16 protein-coding genes are annotated in these 18607 nt (G+C 54.0%); 7 read left to right on the forward strand and 9 right to left on the reverse strand.

The window, feature by feature from the left end; all coding sequences use genetic code 11:
- Window positions 1–19: 19 nt before the first annotated feature.
- From GEOB_RS15720 to GEOB_RS15745, 6 genes are all read right to left on the reverse strand, one after another.
- Window positions 20–2239 carry a hypothetical protein gene (locus GEOB_RS15720; protein WP_012648235.1) on the reverse strand — a complete coding sequence of 740 codons (2220 nt, stop codon included), beginning with the start codon at window positions 2237–2239 and terminating at the stop codon, window positions 20–22.
- A 7-nt stretch (window positions 2240–2246) separates the two neighbouring features.
- Complete coding sequence (locus GEOB_RS15725; RefSeq protein WP_012648236.1) at window positions 2247–3671, reverse strand: YncE family protein; 1425 nt, start codon at window positions 3669–3671, stop codon at window positions 2247–2249.
- A 175-nt stretch (window positions 3672–3846) separates the two neighbouring features.
- Entirely contained in the window at window positions 3847–5139 is a 1293-nt protein-coding gene (locus GEOB_RS15730) for a hypothetical protein (protein WP_012648237.1), read from the reverse strand.
- A gap of 199 nt (window positions 5140–5338) precedes the next feature.
- Window positions 5339–6289, reverse strand: coding sequence for a 6-bladed beta-propeller (locus tag GEOB_RS15735; RefSeq protein ID WP_154650508.1), 951 nt, complete (start codon window positions 6287–6289; stop codon window positions 5339–5341).
- Window positions 6290–6703: 414 nt separating this feature from the next.
- Window positions 6704–8164 carry a heavy metal sensor histidine kinase gene (locus GEOB_RS15740; RefSeq protein ID WP_012648239.1) on the reverse strand — a complete coding sequence of 487 codons (1461 nt, stop codon included), beginning with the start codon at window positions 8162–8164 and terminating at the stop codon, window positions 6704–6706.
- Complete coding sequence (locus GEOB_RS15745) at window positions 8145–8816, reverse strand: heavy metal response regulator transcription factor (RefSeq protein WP_012648240.1); 672 nt, start codon at window positions 8814–8816, stop codon at window positions 8145–8147. The genes GEOB_RS15740 and GEOB_RS15745 overlap by 20 nt, the downstream gene beginning before the upstream one ends.
- A gap of 172 nt (window positions 8817–8988) precedes the next feature.
- Here GEOB_RS15745 and GEOB_RS15750 point away from each other — a divergent pair, with 172 nt between their 5' ends.
- From GEOB_RS15750 to GEOB_RS15775, 6 genes are all read left to right on the forward strand, one after another.
- Window positions 8989–9489: a chemotaxis protein CheW gene (locus GEOB_RS15750; protein WP_012648241.1), complete on the forward strand. Its 501-nt coding sequence runs from the start codon at window positions 8989–8991 to the stop codon at window positions 9487–9489.
- A 64-nt stretch (window positions 9490–9553) separates the two neighbouring features.
- The gene (gene dinB, locus GEOB_RS15755) at window positions 9554–10816 is read left to right on the forward strand and encodes a DNA polymerase IV (protein WP_012648242.1); all 1263 of its coding nucleotides are present in this window, start codon (window positions 9554–9556) and stop codon (window positions 10814–10816) included.
- Between the two features lie 304 nt (window positions 10817–11120).
- Window positions 11121–11960: a M23 family metallopeptidase gene (locus GEOB_RS19455; RefSeq protein WP_012648243.1), complete on the forward strand. Its 840-nt coding sequence runs from the start codon at window positions 11121–11123 to the stop codon at window positions 11958–11960.
- Window positions 11961–11999: 39 nt separating this feature from the next.
- Window positions 12000–12371 (forward strand): bactofilin family protein, encoded by a 372-nt coding sequence (locus tag GEOB_RS15765; RefSeq protein WP_012648244.1) that lies wholly within the window; start codon window positions 12000–12002, stop codon window positions 12369–12371.
- Between the two features lie 29 nt (window positions 12372–12400).
- Window positions 12401–13354, forward strand: coding sequence for a P-loop NTPase (locus GEOB_RS15770; protein ID WP_012648245.1), 954 nt, complete (start codon window positions 12401–12403; stop codon window positions 13352–13354).
- Window positions 13347–13859 (forward strand): helix-turn-helix domain-containing protein, encoded by a 513-nt coding sequence (locus GEOB_RS15775; RefSeq protein WP_012648246.1) that lies wholly within the window; start codon window positions 13347–13349, stop codon window positions 13857–13859. The genes GEOB_RS15770 and GEOB_RS15775 overlap by 8 nt, the downstream gene beginning before the upstream one ends.
- A gap of 161 nt (window positions 13860–14020) precedes the next feature.
- Here the strand turns inward: GEOB_RS15775 and GEOB_RS15780 are convergent, their stop codons facing one another.
- The gene (locus tag GEOB_RS15780) at window positions 14021–15943 is read right to left on the reverse strand and encodes a c-type cytochrome (RefSeq protein WP_012648247.1); all 1923 of its coding nucleotides are present in this window, start codon (window positions 15941–15943) and stop codon (window positions 14021–14023) included.
- 242 nt (window positions 15944–16185) lie between these two features.
- On the opposite strand from GEOB_RS15780, the gene GEOB_RS15785 reads away from it, so the two are divergent.
- Entirely contained in the window at window positions 16186–17160 is a 975-nt protein-coding gene (locus GEOB_RS15785; RefSeq protein WP_012648248.1) for a hypothetical protein, read from the forward strand.
- Between the two features lie 14 nt (window positions 17161–17174).
- Here GEOB_RS15785 and GEOB_RS15790 read toward each other — a convergent pair whose 3' ends face one another.
- A complete protein-coding gene (locus tag GEOB_RS15790) occupies window positions 17175–17852 on the reverse strand; it encodes a CDP-diacylglycerol diphosphatase (RefSeq protein WP_012648249.1) in 678 nt (225 codons plus the stop codon).
- A 40-nt stretch (window positions 17853–17892) separates the two neighbouring features.
- Window positions 17893–18555 carry a zinc ribbon domain-containing protein gene (locus GEOB_RS15795; protein ID WP_012648250.1) on the reverse strand — a complete coding sequence of 221 codons (663 nt, stop codon included), beginning with the start codon at window positions 18553–18555 and terminating at the stop codon, window positions 17893–17895.
- Window positions 18556–18607: the final 52 nt, after the last annotated feature.

Consider the following 18607-nt stretch of genomic DNA (forward strand, 5'->3'; position numbering starts at 1 on the left):
TACTTCTCCCTTCATAAAATCAGAAAAAGATCCGGTAGGTAGCGTTGAAGATCTTTGAATCGAGCGACTGCCTGTGAGACGTGGAGCTGGTAAAAGAGTAACTCAGGTCAAGGAGGCTTTTACTGGTTATTTTCCAGGAAAGATTCGGAGAGATCAGCCTTTCCTTTGACCGCTCGAGACTGCGCAGGCTCTCATTGTAGGCAAAGCCGAACTGGATGGCTCCATCGGGAAACGGGGACCAGTTGACCCCGTAGTTCATCAAGGTATCGAAGGTACTGTTCTGCTCAACCACCCCGATAGAGCCGAACAGGTACATGGCCGGAAACGGGCGGAAAGAAGCGTTGAATTCTCCCCGTTGCTGAAACGGATTCTGGTTCTGCGCCATGGCCAGAGAGGAAATGGTCTTGTTCAGGGTATAGTTGATGTTCATGCTCAGGGTAGGGTGCGGCACGATGTTGGCGCCGAAGACCATGCTGTAATCGTCCTCTTTTACCCCGGTTTCGGTAGTGACGTAGGTAGCCCCTCCGGACAGGTTGACGCTCACCCCCTTGTACAGGTCCGCATGATTATGGAGATAGATGGAGTTGGTATCCTTGGCCCTGCCGCTGATCGTCTCATGGCGGCCGCTGTAAACCAGGTTGTGGCTCAGGGTCCTGAGAGGAGTCGCCTTCAGCGATGCGGTGTAAAGATAACCGACCCGGTGACCGTCAGCCGCATCGTCATCTTCACGGGCTACCCTGGCACTGGAAGAGAATATCCCGTTGAACCTGTGGTCCAGACTGAGGCCATTGGATAAAGTAGACCTGACACCGGACTCTGACGATTTCAGAAACAATGAGCTGTCGTAGTACAGGGGCAGAGAAGCCAGCAGCCTTGCCTTCACATCCAGGTTAAGGACCTGCGAAACAGTTGCGCTGTCTCTGTTGAGCTGCTCCAACGGTCTCCTGATAAAGCCCTGGATCTCCGTCACCAGTATCCTTTCGGGGTCCTGAAAACCGGGCGCCATGGCAGCAGCCACCTGGGTGAGGGGACTGACGACCACTTTTATGGCACGGGCCGTTACATTGGGGAATTCGATCTGGAAACGAAATCCTCCCAGCAATGGCCCAAAGCCGGCACTGGCAGCGGTCTGCACCAATTCCCACCGAGGATTGCCGTTGGCAGGATCGTCATCGGTCTTATAGACATCCCAGATGAAAAAGGAGCTGACCATCGCCGGCAGGTCTCGATCGATGAAAACGTACAGTGTGTTAATTTCCGTGGGATTGACAAAATCCAGACCGATATTTCTCGGTAGCGCCTCACCGCCGGGTGCGGTGACACCAAGGGAATCCAGACCTGCCGAAGCACCGGTTTCACCATTTATCAGCGCCGGAATCGACGCAAGAGCCACAGCTGTCCAGGTGTCGCTTGCAGCATAAAGCCCGCTGAAGGGAAAGAGCTGATAGGGCACCTCTCCGTCATTGCCGGAAACTATGGTGGTATCCAGCCGGTTGACGGTGTAGTTGCTCGTCACATTGACCCGCTTGTTGAAGAACTGGTCCGAATAGCTGATCCGGCCGCTGTTATTCAAATTCTTGGTTTCAAACCTGAGCAGCCGGTCCGTCGCATCGGTATAGACACTCTGGAATTTGAGATCCATGGTCTTCCAGGGGGCATACTTCACCCCCAGCAGTGCCCTGTCTGTGGTGGAATCGGTGAGAAGCCGGGTGCCGTCAAAGGTATTGGTCCTGGTCAGCTGCAGATCCACCTTGGGCAAACCGGCAGGACGCCACCCCAGCATGGCATGCCAGTCCTCATTTATTGCGTTGGCACGGTTGACCCCTGTCGCCTTGGTGGTTTCATCCCTGCGGCTGTAACCGAGGCCGGCCGTGTAGAGCAGCGTATTCAGGGTAAGATCCACCGACGGGCGCAGGGTGGTCACCGAGGAATTGCTGCTGGCGTCATTGTCGGTCATCCGGCCCAGGTTCTTTTCGAAGATACCGCTGGTCATCAGGCGCAGATTGGGAAACAGGCTCTTGTCCAATGAAAGGCTGTATCTCTGGCTGAGATTTGTCCATTTTGCCTTGGCCGCCTCTCCGGAGGCACCTTTTGACCTGGTATCGATACCGGTGTAGCCCCACTCGAGAAAGCCGTTCAAACCTTCCGCTACCGCAACAGCCGGATAAGTAGCGCTGAAGAGACAGGCTGCCAGGGTGAAGATGACAACAAAACCGAAACTACGATAATTTGCGCCCACGAACCGGTTACCTCTCTCCAATCAAGGAAACCTGACAAGGGGCTTCACCCACATCGATCCGACCTACAATCTTCCTGCTCACCAGATTGATAAAGAGCAGGGAACCGTTTTCCCCGTCCAGAGTGCAAAGGTTATTCTCCTCGCCATCGATAGCCATGTGGCTTGTGCTTTCTGGCTCATCGATAGAGACACCGGGCAGGAAAGAAAATGGGTCATAAACGGCAATCCGGCCATCCTGCTCCTTTGCCAGATAGATCTGGTCGGTATTGGTGTCCACCTTGATGGCAGTTGCCCCGGTCCCCACGTTGGTGCGCCTGGTGACGGCAAGGGAAGTGGGGTTAACCACCGACAGGTAGGGACTGAACTTCTGGATAACGTAAAGGGCATCCCCTCTGCGGTTGAACTGCCCCCTTAGTGGCGAAGGTTCGGTGGCGATGGTGGTCAGGACCGACCGCCTGGCCAGATCCACAACGGAAATGGTATTGGCAGTGGTGTTGAAGACGAAAGCTCTTTTGCCGGAAGGATCTATCAGGGCTGAAGTTGGGCCGTCCCCGACGCTGACACGGCCTGTTTCGAAAAGGGAATTGGCGTCGATGATGCTTATGCTGTTAGTTCCGGTATTGGTGGTGACAATTGTCCTGCCGTCAGGGGATAGTGCAATCTCCTGGGGATTATCTCCCACGTTGAGACTGATCTGGTTGACCAGATTTCCTGTGGAGATATCGAAGACCTGGACCATATCATCGTCGAACAGGGCCACATAAGCCCTGCGCCGTCGCTGATCGAAAGCGATGCCCTTAGGCCCTCTCCCCGTGGCGATAATCCCGTTTACCTGCATGGATTGTTTATCGAAAACGGTCAAGGTGTTATCGGCATAATTGGACACATAGCCCACCAGCCCCGGAACCGGTTTACCGGGAATTACCGCGTCAAATACCGGCGAGAACTGCACCTCGTTTGTCAGGGATTTCCTCAGGTTGAAGTTCAGATTGATCAGCAGTGCTTTGCGGTTGTTGATGGTAAAAGAAACATCAGATCTTGAGCCTGCATCGGTGACGACCAGGGCCGCTTCACCTTCTTCGGTCCTGAGCCGGGCATTTCTGACGCTGAAGGTCAATGCCGCATAGTTGCCTGGAGGGAGTTGACCGTAAGCGAAGAAACGCTGACGTTGGGGATCACTGCCCTTGAGGTTCTGCAGTTTGAGCTTCAGGGGAAACTGTTCGCCGCGGTCATTGACGGCGGAGATGCGGGTAACCATGAAGCCGAGCCGATCAGTCTCCTGGGGGAGGGGTTGAAGATAGACGTACAATTCGCCGTTATCGGCAAGGGGCTGTTTGAGGGCGGAGGGCAGGCTCTGGCAACCAGCCAGCAGAGCAATGGCGGCAACAATGATCAGCAAGCTGCTTAAAAGCGGATTTTTCCTAATATTCACGGTCACTTCTCCGATTGCAAATCGAAACTATAAACAATTTGCCCTCTTCTGACGGTGAGCCACATCACATTGCAGCTGGCTCCATCCTGAGCCAACATGCGAAAAAGGTGGAGCCGGCTTAAAACCGGCCCCACCAGGTCATGGAGTTTTACCTCCAGGTCAGGCAGTTGGACTATTAGTCTTTAGCGTGACACTTGTTGCAGAGCGAACGCTGGAAGGTTGCATATGCGGTAGCCGGCTTGTTGTAGAAGGTTGCCTTGACTTCAGCCTGGGTCCTGCCGCCATGGGTACCAGGATCGGCTGCCTCAAGATCGGTGGCATCACTACCTGGGTACATACCGGCCACGGTGAGGAAGTCAGCCTTGTTGTTCCAACGGGTCATGCTGTCCCAGCCGGTAGCGTGAGCTCTGTGGCAGGAGAGACACATGACGTTGTTGGAGGTGCTCATGCCCTGGGTTTTGGTGCCATCGTTTACAGCGTTGGCAGCCAGGGTAGCCAGGTCGGTTGTTCCCTCTTCGTAAGGAACCATGGAGCTGTAAGAGGTTGCGACAGTGCCGGTGAGGTCACCGGAAGCCTTATAGGAGTTGTAGTTGTTGACGATGGTTGCGGAGAACTTGGCACCATTTCCGGCCGGATGGATCAGGCTGGTAGGATAGTTCACGTTGTGCAGACCGGCATGGCAGTTTCCGCACCATTCGGACATGCCCTGACCATATGCAACCCTGGTCTCGGTGGCATCTTCAGTCCTGTTGTAGGTAGAAGGAGCAACGGCAATGGGAGACTGGTTGGCAAAGCCGAAGTTACCAAGAACCGATACCGGCTGATAGCCTGCGCCGGCAAGAAGACGGTAGACACCAACTGCTTCGGTAGCTGTCGGCAGCTGGCCATATGAACCGGAAGCGTTGATAGGCTTGCCGGTAACAGCAACGGTGGTGCCTGCTGCGTCCATGATCCTGTATTTGCCATGGGGGTCATGACAGCTGCTGCAGGTCAGGTTGGTAGCAGGATAGGCGCCGCCAGGTGCGGTTGTCAGTTTGGCATCGGCAACATAGCCAAAGTCGTTGGCGATGACGTTATGACCATGGCGCTCGCCTGCGCTTGTTACGAGCTTGCCACGAACGGTAGCATTGAAGGTTTTCTGCAACCAGGAAAAGTCGCCGCCCGGGGTGAACTGAACAGGAGCAGCACCGGCTGCAGGAACTGGATTGGTAGCAACTTTGTAGCTGCTGGTAGTGGAACCGGAGTGGCACTTGAGGCAGGTAGAGCTCTGGTCGCTGCCCTGGAGAAGGAAGGCATTGCCGGTACCGGGGGCCAGGTTGTTAACGGTCATTTTGGCGTTGCCGGAAGAGTTATGCATGGTATGGCAACCATCACAGTAAGCTACACCACCCTCATGGAAAGCAAGGGCGTTACCTGCTGCAGCAAAGGTAAGCAGTACTGTTGCCAGTACAATCTTGGATGATCTCATCTGTTAATATCTCCTGAATTTTCTTAAAGGTTGTTTTTTTGATGTTGCTTTCAATTTGGTAACGCTTTCAATTTTGGATACTTACATTAACCACATTACCTCTTACATCTACACCTACTTACCCGTGACATGAAACCCGTGCGAGCGCTTATGCGGTAATCACCCCCTTTGTTGTTTGCCAGAGTGTATCGATCCAGAATCACCCAACGGTTATTCTGAAGACACTTACCCCCCTATTTCGACTCTGGGTTATGTAAAGCTTTTCTTCATCTATCGCCAGTTCCTGCGGAGCAACCAGATTTTCCGGGCCGTTACCGCGATAACCAAACTCGGTCCGGAAGTTGAAATCCTTGTCAAAAGCCATGACGACACATCTCAAAGTATCTGCTACGTATATGTTGCCGGAATTATCAGCGACAATGCCGCCGATGATATTGAATTTGCCCGGGCTGCTTCCCTTGACGCCGAAGCTGCGCAATTTGCCGGCCGGAGAGAGGACATAGGCCTGGAAATTAACCGGAACGGTAAAAAGCAGATTGCCATCTTTGTCAACTGAAAGTCCTACCAGCCCTGAATCTCTTTTTTCCTTTTCGCCAAGCCCGAGAATGGAAGCTATGTCGATGCCATCAAGATATTGCCCTGCTGCATCCATGATAAGGACCTTCATCGCCTCCTTGTCAGCAATATAAATCCGGCCGTTGCGGCTGCAGATAAAGCTGGGATGGAAGTTGGTTATCAAGGCAGCTGGGATACCTTGCGGTACCAGAGTCCCCACCCTTTCGCCGCGGAAATTGCACCTGGTTATGGTAAAGCTGGAAATTGCCGGGTCCCTGGAAGAAAGGAGGAGAATCCCGCCGTCTTCCTCCACCGCAAGATCGTAGAGATTGCCTATGCTGATGTCGTCACCGAATTCGAATATGGCCATTCCTTTATCGTTGAAAACGCGTATGGAGCGTTCACTGAAGTTGGCCACATAGACCTCATGGGTCTTAGGATCGACCACCGGCCGAACCCAGTTGTAGGGAACCGTCCCGGTGAAATCCGATAACTGGTAAAGGTAATCTGCCTTTAATTCTCCGGCAGACACAGGGATGGCGAAAATGGCAAGGAGAAAGACAGCCGCCGCGGACACATCACGTATTTTTTTCATTCTCCGCGCCATTAACCCTCGGTAATCGTTTCTTATTCTTTTTCTCAACATTCTTTCTCATATATGGCATCAGTCATGCCATCAGGTGCCCATCAAGGGAACCAATTTCACAACATCTTGTTTTTTCGATTATTTCTGCTGTAACTCGTTACCCGGATAATAGAGGGATCTAATTCAGCTCCGGCAGATTATTGCTTACCCTGTTAATCAACAACCCATTCCGGGAAAAAAACGATTTTACTGAGTCAACTCTGTTACACCAAGATGACGATTTCGTAATCAAAGCCACAGCCCCGGTAAGCTTGAATAAAAAAAGCCCGGCAATGGCCAGGGCTTATTGATTTGAATCAGTCATCAGTGAGGCGCCAGGATCGAAAGAGAATTCTGCGGAATTTTTCTTCTAAAACAATGATGTCAAGATGATAAATTCGTAATATCGGCGCGGGGGAATAAAAGGGTAATGGAGGTTCCTCTGCCAGGCTCGCTTTCAACTTTGATCGATCCCCCATGTAGATCCATGATGGATTTGACGATGGCAAGGCCGAGGCCGGTACCCTCCTTGTTCATATGGCGGGTGGAATCCACACGGTAGAATCGGTCCGTGATGTTCGGCAGATCGGCCTTTGAGATACCACAACCGGTATCTCTTACAGTAACCTCGATGGAACGGTTTGGCGCCTGTCTGGTCGAGATGCTGACGCTGCCTCCTGCCTCGGTATAATGGAGGGAATTGGAAATGAGATTGCTGACCGCACGGCGGAACAAGGTCCGGTCGGCATAGAGAGTGGCATTATTGAGGCAGGAGATATTTATTCCTTTATCTTCGGCGACCGGCTGGTAGTATTCGATGATCTCCCCTACCTCACGGCAGATGTCGATCTCCTCTCGGGACAGGTCTGGTTTTTGGACATCGGTGCGGGCAATGAACAGAAGACTGTCGATTATGCGTGAAAGCCGGTCGTATTCCTCCAGATTTGATTCTATTACCCGCCGGTAATCGTTGGTTGTTCTTGATTTTGTCAGGGCAACCTCAGCCTCTCCCATGAGAACGTTGATCGGAGTCCGAAGCTCATGGGCCAGGTTGGACACATAACTGGAAAGGCGGACAAAGGAATCCTGCAGGCGGTCGAGCATCTCATCGAGGGCAATGGCAAGAGCCTTTACCTCCTCGGGCCAGTGTCCCAGCGTCACCCGTTCGTCCAGATTGTGGGCTGTAATGGATGATGTTCTCTGGGCAATCTCCGTTAGCGGACAAAGCCCCCGTTTCACAGTCAGCACAGCCAGTGCCAGGGAAACGAACGTGCCAATAAAGACGACCAACAGCAGGACATTACGAAAATCGGAAAATATCTGCTCAATGTAGGTCACATCAAGGGCGATTTGCAATACTCGCCCATCTTGAGCTTTGCCTTGCTCAAGAAGTACCGAGCGCAAAAGGTAGACCTCTTCTCTGCTGTTTTTCCACTGTATCGATCGGACATTCCCTGGACGAGAGGGGGGTGGGAATACTTTTGCAGGTATCTTTGCGTCCATACCATATGTCTGCAACAGCACCATGCCTTGCTGATCAAGGATCCGCCCGTAAGATTTCATGGATTCACGGGCTGCGTATCCCACCTCCAGTTTCCGGGCAAGCGCCTTCAGGTCGGTGTCAGCTCTGCTGAGCAGTTGGATGGTGTTGATCTCATCCTGTAGATATTTATTGCTCTGGCGTTCGGTGATGTTAACCAGGCCCCAGTGGACAAAGGCCGCAGACATGTTGAGAATGACAAAGGCCGACAATGCATAGTGCAGCGTCAATCTTCGCGAGAGGGACCAGGATCTTGAATGGTTCCTGCCGGCTCCACTGGAATCCTTACCGCTCTTCGAGGACATAACCCACTCCCCGCACCGTATGGATCAGCTTTTTCTCGAAGGGATCATCCACCTTCGCCCGAAGACGGCGCATATGCACGTCAACCACGTTGGTATCGCTTTCAAAGTCAATATCCCAGATACGCTCGGCAATGCGCACCCTGGTCAGGACCTCACCTGAACGCCGGGCAAGGAGGGATATCAGGGCAAATTCTTTAGGGGTGAGGTCCAGCCTTTTCCCGCCCCGGGTCACACGGTGTCCCATGAGGTCGATCTCCAGATCGCCAATGGTTATCAATTCCTGGGTCCTCACCGGCCCGCGCCGGAGGATTGTCCGGATGCGAACAAGCAGTTCGGAGAAAGCGAACGGCTTCACCAGGTAATCGTCCGCTCCCAGTTCAAGCCCCTTTATGCGGTCCTGGATCGCATCACGTGCCGTAAGAAAGATAATGGGGGTATCCTTTTTCAGCTTCCGGATCCTGCTGATGATTTGCCAGCCATCCAGCCCCGGGAGCATCACATCCAGAATGATAATGTCGTATTCCCTGGTCAGGGCAAGATCCAGTCCTTCAAACCCTTCGTTGGCAACATCGGCAGTGTAGCCGCTTTCACGCAAGCCTTTCCTGATAAAGGCAGCCGTTTTCACTTCATCTTCTATGACAAGTATTCGCATCAGGCTCCTCATTTAATTTCTCTTAAAGTCTATCCACATGGCTTTACAAAGCAAGATCTCTCGGAAGACCGCCCGATGCAGCTGTTCAATTAAGATTAAAGTTGGAAATAAAACAACCGATAAAGGTTCTAGCGAGTTGTCTCTAAAAATTGAATTTTTTTGCGGAGGTCACATGTCGGAAATAGTCCCCATTTCCCAAGCAGAGCAGAAAAAAAATGAAATCATCCAAATGGTAACATTTGCTTTGGAGCGGGAAGAGTATGGAGTGGAAGTTCTGAGCGTCCGTGAGATCATTCGCATGCCCGAGCTGACCAAGATGCCCAATGCTCCCCATTATGTGGAAGGGGTCATCAACCTGAGGGGCACGGTCATTCCGGTCATATCGCTGCGGAAGCGGTTCAATCTGGATGACCATGACCATGACCGCAACTCACGTATTCTGGTCATGGAACTCAGGGGAGGCAATCTCACCGGTTTCATAGTCGATTCAGTGGCCGAAGTGATCCGCATTCAGAAGAGCTCGATTCAGCCTGCGCCGGACGTGGCTCACCAGGATGGCATGCAGGATTGCATCACCGGCATCCTCGATCACAACAACCGGCTGCTGATACTCCTGGACCTGAACTTGCTCTTTGCCGACGAAGAACATGAAGAGCTGTTGGCCGTGATGTAATCCAGGTAAAAAGATCAGGTTGGCCGTGTTGACTCTCCATGGGAACCATGATAGAGGTGGGACCATGGACGAGCAGCAAAAAGAAATTCCCTTTGGCGACCGCATCATCATGCATGTGGATATGAACGCCTTTTTCGCCTCGGTGGAACAGCAGAACGACCCTCGCCTCCGGGGTAAACCGGTGGCGGTGGTCGGCTCATCAAAAAGAACCATCGTCACCACCTGCTCCTATGAAGCCCGTGCTTTTGGCGTAAAAACCGGCATGGCGCTCTGGGAGGCAAAAAGCTGCTGTCCGAATCTGATTCTGGTGGTGGGGAAAAACAGGGAGTATACCCGTATTTCCTCCCTGATCATGAAGCTCATGTATGACTTTACGCCACTGGTGGAAACCTTTTCCATCGACGAAGCCTTCCTGGACATCTCCGGTTCACTCTCCCTGTTCGGCACTCCGGAAAATATCGCTTCCCTGCTTAAAGCCCGCATTGGGGACCAATTCGGCCTGACCTGTTCCATCGGCATTGCTCCGAACAAGCTTCTGGCAAAGCTTGCCTCCGACATGCAAAAACCGGACGGGCTGACCGTGATCAAGCCTGCCGAAGTGGCCCTGACCATGGATCGAACCCCGATCAGGGATATGTGCGGCATCGGCAAAAAGACCGAAAAAAGCCTGACCATGCTCGGCATTCGCACCTGCGGAGACCTGGGACGATTTCCGGTCAAGCTCCTCAGGCAGAAATTCGGCATTGTGGGGGAAGCTCTGCACCTCATGGGGTTGGGTGTGGATGACTCACCGGTGGTTCCCCAGGAAGAGTCCGACCTGGTCAAATCGGTGGGGCACAGCATGACCCTGGAGAAGGACCTGGAGAAAAGGGAGGATATCCTCAGGTATCTCCTGCAGCTTGCCGAAATGGTCGGCAGAAGGATGCGGCGCTATGGGGTGGCCGGCAAAACCGTCTGCCTCTCCGTACGCTATGCGGATTTCTTCACCAATTTTTCCCGGCAATTGACACTGCCGGAATATACCAACCTGAGCGCAGAAATATACCGGGGGGCGGTGACCCTTTTGGACAGTGTCGAACTGACCCAGCCGGTACGCCTCCTGGGGGTGAAACTTTCCAACCTGCGCCATCAGGACGAGCAGCTTCCCCTATTTGAAGGTGAACGGAAAAAAGCCCATCTGGCCAAGGCCATGGACGAAGTAAACAGCCGCTTCGGGGAGTTTTCCGTCACCTACGGCACCCTTCTAACCGTTGAAGGAAAGAAAGGGTCATTCGTTATCTCGCCGGCCTGGCGACCACAGGGGATCAGGAAGGTGGACGTGGAATAGCTGCTGGTAGGGCTCCTGCAACATGAGAACTTTTTTCATAACAGAGCGACAAAAAGTGTCAAGTTTGGGCTGAAATCGCCGATAAGCAGATCATCTTCCTTTTTCGAGAAAAACTCCCTGTGTCGCACTTCCCATACATTTAACCAAGGCCCATCAGGGTTCTGACCACCCTCCTCCACCAGATCCGATTGTTTTGTATCTATCCGGAAACATCATGGGAAACCATTGAGTTTGAAGGCGGAATACTGTTCTGCCATCATCAGCCACAGCATTGGGTATGGTGCTTGCAAAACTGGGAGTCTCCATGAAGATATATAAACTTGTTCAAATCATAAAAAAAATCCACGTCCCGCTCACCATCATGGTCGTGCCGCATTCCAGGGGCTGCTCCCGCAGCATCAGGATACCGTTCATTGTGGCCGTCCTTTGCTGCTGCATGTCCGTAGTCGGCGGTGTATACACCGTATCCCTGACCATCGAGGCATTCAACTACCAGCAACTGAAAAAGCGATATGCCGGTATTTCCAGTGAAGTCTCGGAAATGCGCTCGACGATGATCTCCCTCAAGGAATCGGAAGCTCAGCTCAAGCAGCTTGTTTCCCTTGGCTCACGCAGTAAAATCCTGAAGAATCTCGACACCTCCGAAAGCGGTTCCATAGATATCGAGGAACTGAAGAGCCAGGTTGCAAAATCCATGGATACGGTCAAGGAAATCAAATCATACCTGCGCAAGGAACGTGTCACGGACCTGGCAACACCCCAGGGATGGCCTGCTTCCGGGCGCGTCAGCTCGCTTTTCGGCAACCGTGAGCATCCCCTTTATGGAATAAGGAAATTCCACTCCGGAGTGGATATTTCCCTTCCCACCGGCACCCCGTTGCATGCCACCGCCGATGGTGTCGTCAGTTTTTCGGGCAGGGCTGCCAACAACGGCAACATCACCGTCGTCGAACATGGTTTGGGATACAGCACCATCTACGCCCATAACTCTAGAAACCTGGCCCGTGCCGGGCAGACGGTAAAGCGGGGAGAGGTCATCGCCTATGCCGGGTCAACCGGGGCTTCCACCGGCCCCCATGTCCACTACGAGATCTGGAAAAACGGCCAGAGCATAGATCCCATGCCATTTCTGAAGCGCAACTGAATTTCATGAAGCCCCTGCATCAACGAAAGGAGCAAATACATGTTCAGCAAGAAACATTCTAAACTTGAAGTGGTCATCGGTGCCGAAACCGTCATCAAGGGAGAAATCTCCTCCAAAGGAACGGTGAGGATCGATGGCAGACTTGAGGGAGACATCACTGCAGATTGCGTTATAATCGGCGATTCCGGCTCGATTGTCGGAGATGTGGCAGCCAAGACCTTTATCGCAGGAGGCAAGCTTCACGGCAACGTCCGCTCCAGTGAAAGCGTTGAAATACTCCCCCGCGGAGAAATAAACGGCGACATCATGACAGCGAGACTTTCGGTTGCCGAAGGGGCAATGTTCGAGGGCCATTCCATGATGCAGAAGAATCACAATCTTGAGTACAAGCCGGTGGAAGTACTCCAGTAAAGGGATAGCGATAATTCGACGGAGTTGAGATGACAGAAGATCCTTCGCCAGGACAGGGACTCCCCCCCAAGCTACCCAGTATCTGGGCTGTTGGTGGCGGTAAGGGGGGGGTCGGAAAGTCCGTGATCGCCACCAATCTCGGTGTGGCCGTGGCACGAATGGGTCTGAACTGTGTGCTGGTAGATGCGGACCTTGGCGGCGCGAATCTGCACACCATGCTGGGAGTATCGGCTCCAAAGGCAAGTCTTGCCAGCATCTTCAACCACGAATCCGCATCGCTCAGTGATATTCTCACCCCCACCGGCGTTCCCAACCTTAACCTTATCAGCGGGGCACAGGCGCTGCTGGATATGGCCAACCCCAAGCACACACAGAAGCTCAAACTGATCCGCCAGCTAATATCCATGGATGCCGACGTGATCGTGTTGGATTTAAGCGCCGGGTCATCTTTCAATGTGCTTGATTTCTTCAATACCGCCCATGATCCCATCATGGTCGTTGTCCCCACCCCCACATCCATTGAGAATGCCTACCATTTCCTCAATGCCGCTCTCCACCGCCGTTTCATGCAGGCTGTGGCAAAAGCCGAAGTGACCGAACTGGCAAGAAAGGCCCTTGCCGACAAAAATGCCCACGGCCTCCGTTCGCCCCGTGAATTGCTGCGTTATCTTTGCCAGGAGCATCCCGATGCCGGATCGACCATAGGCAGCATAATGGCCAGCCTGCGTCCCAAACTCATTGTCAATCAGGTACGCCGTGAGGAAGACATGCAGCTGGGCGACCAGATTGCCGATGCCTGCCGTGATTTCTATGGCGTGAGACTGGAAAATCTGGGGGGGCTCCGCAATGATGATCGGGTAATATCCTCGATACTAGCCAGAAAGCCTCTGCAGTCGTCCCAGCCTGGCTGCCAGTTCTCCACGGCCATAGAGGGAATGGCCATGCGACTTGTTAACCATGACAGGGAGGCGCAGCATGAATGAATCCTACGAAATCCTGGGCCTGAATTCAGGTGCGGACCGCTCTGAAGTCAAACGTGCTTACCAACGGCTCAGGGATCTTTATTCACAGGACTCTCTGGCAATTTACTCACTGGTAAATGAATCAGAAAGGAAAGGCCGACTGGAACAGATAGAATCAGCCTATCAGGGCATCCTGACTTTTCTGCGGCAGCGAAAGGATAAAGAGGAGAATGATTTCGCCGAGGATTCTCCATCAGCCTCCATGCCAGACCCTGAGGTGGCGACCGGGGCCTACCTTCGCTGGGCGCGTGAGCAGGCAGGACTTTCCATAAGACAACTGGCGGATCGAACCAAAATAAGCTCAGGCAAGCTGGAAGATATTGAATCAGAGCGGATCGACCATCTCCCCCCTCCGGTCTACCTGCGGGGCTTTGTCTTTGAATTTGCCCGCAGTCTGGGCCTTGCCAATGCCTTTCAGCTTTCGGAATTATACCTGCGGCGAGTATCTGCAGACCCGCGCGATTGAGGCTGCGGCCTTGCCTTTCCTTGTTCTTTGCCCTTACTTCTCCATCCTGAACAAAAAATAGCCCCCGGCTTCCCGGGAGCTATTTCGTTTTCAAGGTATGACGCGCTGCTTATCAGAACCTATCCGACAACGACCACTCTATTTTCATGGAGATATTCAACTTACCAGGACTCCCGTCCATGGCATGAGTTAGCACAGGTACGCGCCGATGGATTCCACCCGATGGTGCTGACCACATTTTTGACGCCATTGCTGTGGATTGCCGAATTTACTGTTGTGGCACTGTAACCGGTGCCATGGCAGGTGGAGCACGAACGGCTGCGATGTTTTGAATGTTTCCCGTTCGCCGGAGGAAGGGCATGGCAGCTGCCACAAACAGGCGCAGGAGCAGGCGTCGGTGCCGGAGTTATGGTTGCCAGTGCATCGGCGATACCCTGAACCTGGCTGGAACTCAGTGAAGAGAGGGTTCCCATGCCGCCTGCATTGTTATTGATCCCGGCCTGGATTCGGACAGCTGTTGCTCCTGCCTTGCCTGAGCTTGCCAATGCACCATGACAGGCAGCGCAATTGCCGGCATAAAGGGTTGCACCATCTACCGGTGCTGGTGCTGGTGCCGGTGCAGGAGTCGGTCCAGGTGCCGGTGTTGGGGTAGGTGTTGGTGTTGGGGCGACGGCAGCAAGTACATCGACGATGGCCTGTAGTTGCGCGGTGCTCAATGGGGAAAGCGTGCCCATTCCGGCAATGTTGTTGCTGATGGCAGACTGGAGACGGGTCAGGGTCGTCCCTTTTTTGCCTGAGCTTGCCAGCACGCCATGGCAGCCGGCGCAGTTGCCGGCATAGAGCGCGGCGCCATCAATCGGTGTTGCCGGTGTCGGCACCGGCGTTGGCTCAGGTGTCGTTGGAGCCGGAGCCGGTGTGGGTGTGGATGCAGCTGTAGCAAGGGCATCGACAATAGCCTGTTTCTCCGTGACGGTCAGCGATGACAGGCTGCCCATCCCGCCTATGCCGGAATTGATGGAGGAATCAAGCCTGGTAAGCGTCATGCCCTTTTTGGTCGAGGTGGCCAGGGCGCCATGGCAGCCGGCGCAGTTACCGGCGTAAAGTGCCGGGCCATCAACAGTGGCGGGTGGCGCAGTGCCTGGCGCCGGATTTGGTGCCGGTGTTGGATTGGGAGTGCCGGACGGCGGCGATGACGGTGCAGTTGCAAGGGCCATGGCAATAGCCTGTACCTGTTCCGGTGTCAATGTTGACAGGGAACCCATACCCCCTACTTGCGCGTTAATCGCCGATTGAATGCGGGCCACCGATGCCCCTGGCTTGGACGAAGAAGTCAATGCGCCGTGGCAGGAAGCACAGTTGGCCGCATAGAGGGATGCCCCATCAATGGATGGCTGTGCCTGGCCCGGAGAAACCGCAGGGAGATTGGCGGCGGTGAATGTGCCGCTCATCATGCCGCCGATCGGAGCTGTGAATATTGTGCCCCCGGTTGCGCGGTTGCTGACGGTTACCGTTCCACCGGAAGCCTCCATTTTTACACCGTCAAGCATGGCATCCAGCCCCGTATGATTGGCGACAAAGGGACCCGAGATGGGATCGACCGTCACCCCGTAGGCATCCATAAGCGGTTTCAGTTGGGAGATCACCTGGGAGATAGACGACTGCAAGCCGCTGGAAATGCGTATCTTCGACTCTTGGCTGGAATTGTAGAGGGTCTCCGGATCGGTCACGCCGGCTGCACTGGCAACAATAAGATGGGAAAGCGGATTGATGTTGGCGGTACCGGGGGCACTTGCGAAAGAGACAAGGGATTGGGAACCATTCCATTGCGCTTTTACGATGAATGGAGCTGTAAGTCCGGAAACATTGATGACATACGAACCATCTTTGCCCGTTGGGGCCGATAATTCCCTTGGAGTTGCTGCTGAGTCTTTAAGATAGACTTGGCCGACGATTGGCAAACCTGTCGCTGCAATACCGGATACGGTTGGGGGAGCTGAACTTTGGTTCGAACCGCCACAGCCTGACAACATCATCGTTGCGGCTGCGGTGCCGATCAGAATCAATCGCATTAATAAATGGTGCATTCACTTCTCCTTTGCTGTTGTTGCTTCCTTGAAGCCGCCCTTTGGTAGTGCTTTTCCATTGCCCATTAAAGCGGCTGATATTTCTTTCTACCAGGGGATATATGTAGTCCTCCATGCCTGGTTGAATGGCCATCATTCTAATGGGGTCAAAAACCCAATGGCCCCTCGTGTCATTGGCTAATCGAATATATCGCGGTACACTTTTATCGTATGTGACGTCTATCACCGGATAAGGAGCCAGTATGAAACAGTCATTAGGCAGAATCCTTTTGATTGTCGCCTTTTCATTATGGCTGTCCCCAGGGATCATCCATGCGCAAACAGCAACGGAACAGTCAGCCACCCCACCGGTAGGGCAGCAGCTGGTGCGGGAAGGTGACTTTGCCCTCAGGCTTGCCGCGAGTCTGGACATAGTCGAGACCGACGATGAGGTGGAAGCGGAGACCAGCCTGGGAGATATGGGCATCACCCCCCGAAACGGCTGGATAGCGGACTATCCGGTGACCCCGGACATACTTGGTGAACTGCAGCAATCGGTAAAAAAGGCGGCAGAGGCGGGAAATCTGGAGATGGAAACGGAAGAAGCGCTGAATATTTTCGAAGAGACGAAAAAAGAGGTGGGGCTGAACGTAAAACCCCAGACGGCGAAGAAAAAAGGAGAGAAAATACCGGAAAAGGCACCGGAATATCCGGATGCAGCGGAGATCGACAACTACTATGAAAGCGAGGGGCCGCCCATCGTCACCTACTACGCGCCTCCCCCCGATTATTATTATCTCTACAGCTGGGTCCCCTACCCCTTCTTTACCTTCGGCTTCGGTTTTCCGGGGTTCTTCGTCCTCCACGACTTCCACCGGCCGTTCAGGGTGCACAACCGGGTCCGCTTCATCTCCAATCACTTCAACGACCCAAGGCGCCATCGGGTCTACCGGGTCGATCCGGGAGCCCGGTTCAACGGGCGAACCTACGCCGGCATCGGCGTGCGGAGCAGGACGCGAAGCTTCATTCCCACCGGTGTTCCCAGTGGGGAGCGGAGGATCTTCAATCGTCCCGGTTCAGTGCCCATTCCGGGCAGGTCCTACACGCCGGCAGTTCCTCGCGGTGGGGGCATGAGAGCTCCAGCGGGCATCGGGGGCACCCCGAGGATGCCGTCAGGGGGAGGCATGGCGCCGGCACCATCCGGAGGGAGCAGAGTGCCGGGCGGCCGGACAAGATAGAAGGGGACGAACCTTTACCTGCATCGCGCCTGGGTATACAGGTCTTCGGGGCTCGCCTTGTCAATGACCACCTGATACCCGTTTGCAGCTTTGGTTACCAGCACCCCGTAATCCTTCCATTCCAGTGCCGCGGCTTTCCGCGCCGCTTCATACCAGACCCGGTCCAGGGACTGAACAACGCCGACCCTTGAGGGGTCCGAAGGCAGAGTCTCCCGCCTCACCCTGACCATATGCACATGGAGCTGGTCCTGGCTTCTGTCCAGTTTGGGATTGACCACCAGGGCGATCTCCCCTTCATTTAACCGCTTCAGAGCAGTATCCCAGGCAAATTGCCAAATGCCGTCGGGTCGCAGGGGGTCCTCCCCCCCTGTCACCCGGCTGCGGGGGATGACCAGCCCATGAACGAAGTCTTCCGGGCAATCGCACATCTTCCGGTCGCGGATCGCCGCGAATTCCTTCGATTCGGCCCAGACCTGAAGTGTGTTGCGGCAAGTACGGCAGTCGATCTCCACCCGTGGTGAGTTGCATTTGGAGCAATAATCCTTGTCGCTGGTGTCGATGCAGGTGGAGATGGTATCCCAAAGGATATTCCTGTCGGCGCCGAGGCACTGCGCAACGGATAGCAGGAGAAAGGCCGGCAGCAGGGCCGCGATTATAGATTTACGTCCGGTGGAGATGTGACGAATCCGCATGGTCTTTCCTGGGTCCTTCCGCGAAAGCCGCTACCACGGCTCAGACTATGATGGTGGGGGTGCCGGGTTTTACCCGGTCGTACTGCTGAACGAAGATGAGCTGCCCAAGGGGGGCCGTAAAGATGATACCGATGAACAAAGCCAAAGCGCCGGCGAAGAATATCACGTTCCCCACCAGATATGCCTGCAGCCAGTTGGCAAAATCAGCCTGGATTGTTTCGCAACACCATTTGTAAGCATCGGTGATATTTGCCCCCTTATCGATGATCAGGAAAGCACCCGGGAAAACGACGAACCCCAAGGCAATGGAAGCAATGTTGCCGAAGAAGGGCACGACGTTCAGGACCAGGCCAACGATGACATTGATGAGGATGAAGAGAAAAAGGTTGGGAAAGCAGTCCCAGGCATTGAAAAGGTCCCCCACCTGGGCCGTCCCCTCTCCCCGCGACACCTTGATGACCGACCGCACATACCCGGCGATGAAGCCGATGTTGGCGATGGGTATCCAGACCACCAGCAGGAAAACCAGCGTCAACAGAACCAGGTCCGCCAGGTTCCCCTTCCAGATCCGCACCGCATTTTCAAACATGACGCCGAAGTCCCCCTGTCCGGCCGAACGCGGCGGGAATCCCACCATTGAGCCGCAATGCTTGCACTTGACGGCGCCGTCGAGGATTTCTTCTTTGCAGTAGGGGCATTGCATGTATTGACTCCTTTCAATAAGAATCATTTTGGCTTCTATTGCAGCAACCTTG

Source organism: Geotalea daltonii FRC-32 (assembly GCF_000022265.1).
GTDB lineage: Bacteria > Desulfobacterota > Desulfuromonadia > Geobacterales > Geobacteraceae > Geotalea > Geotalea daltonii.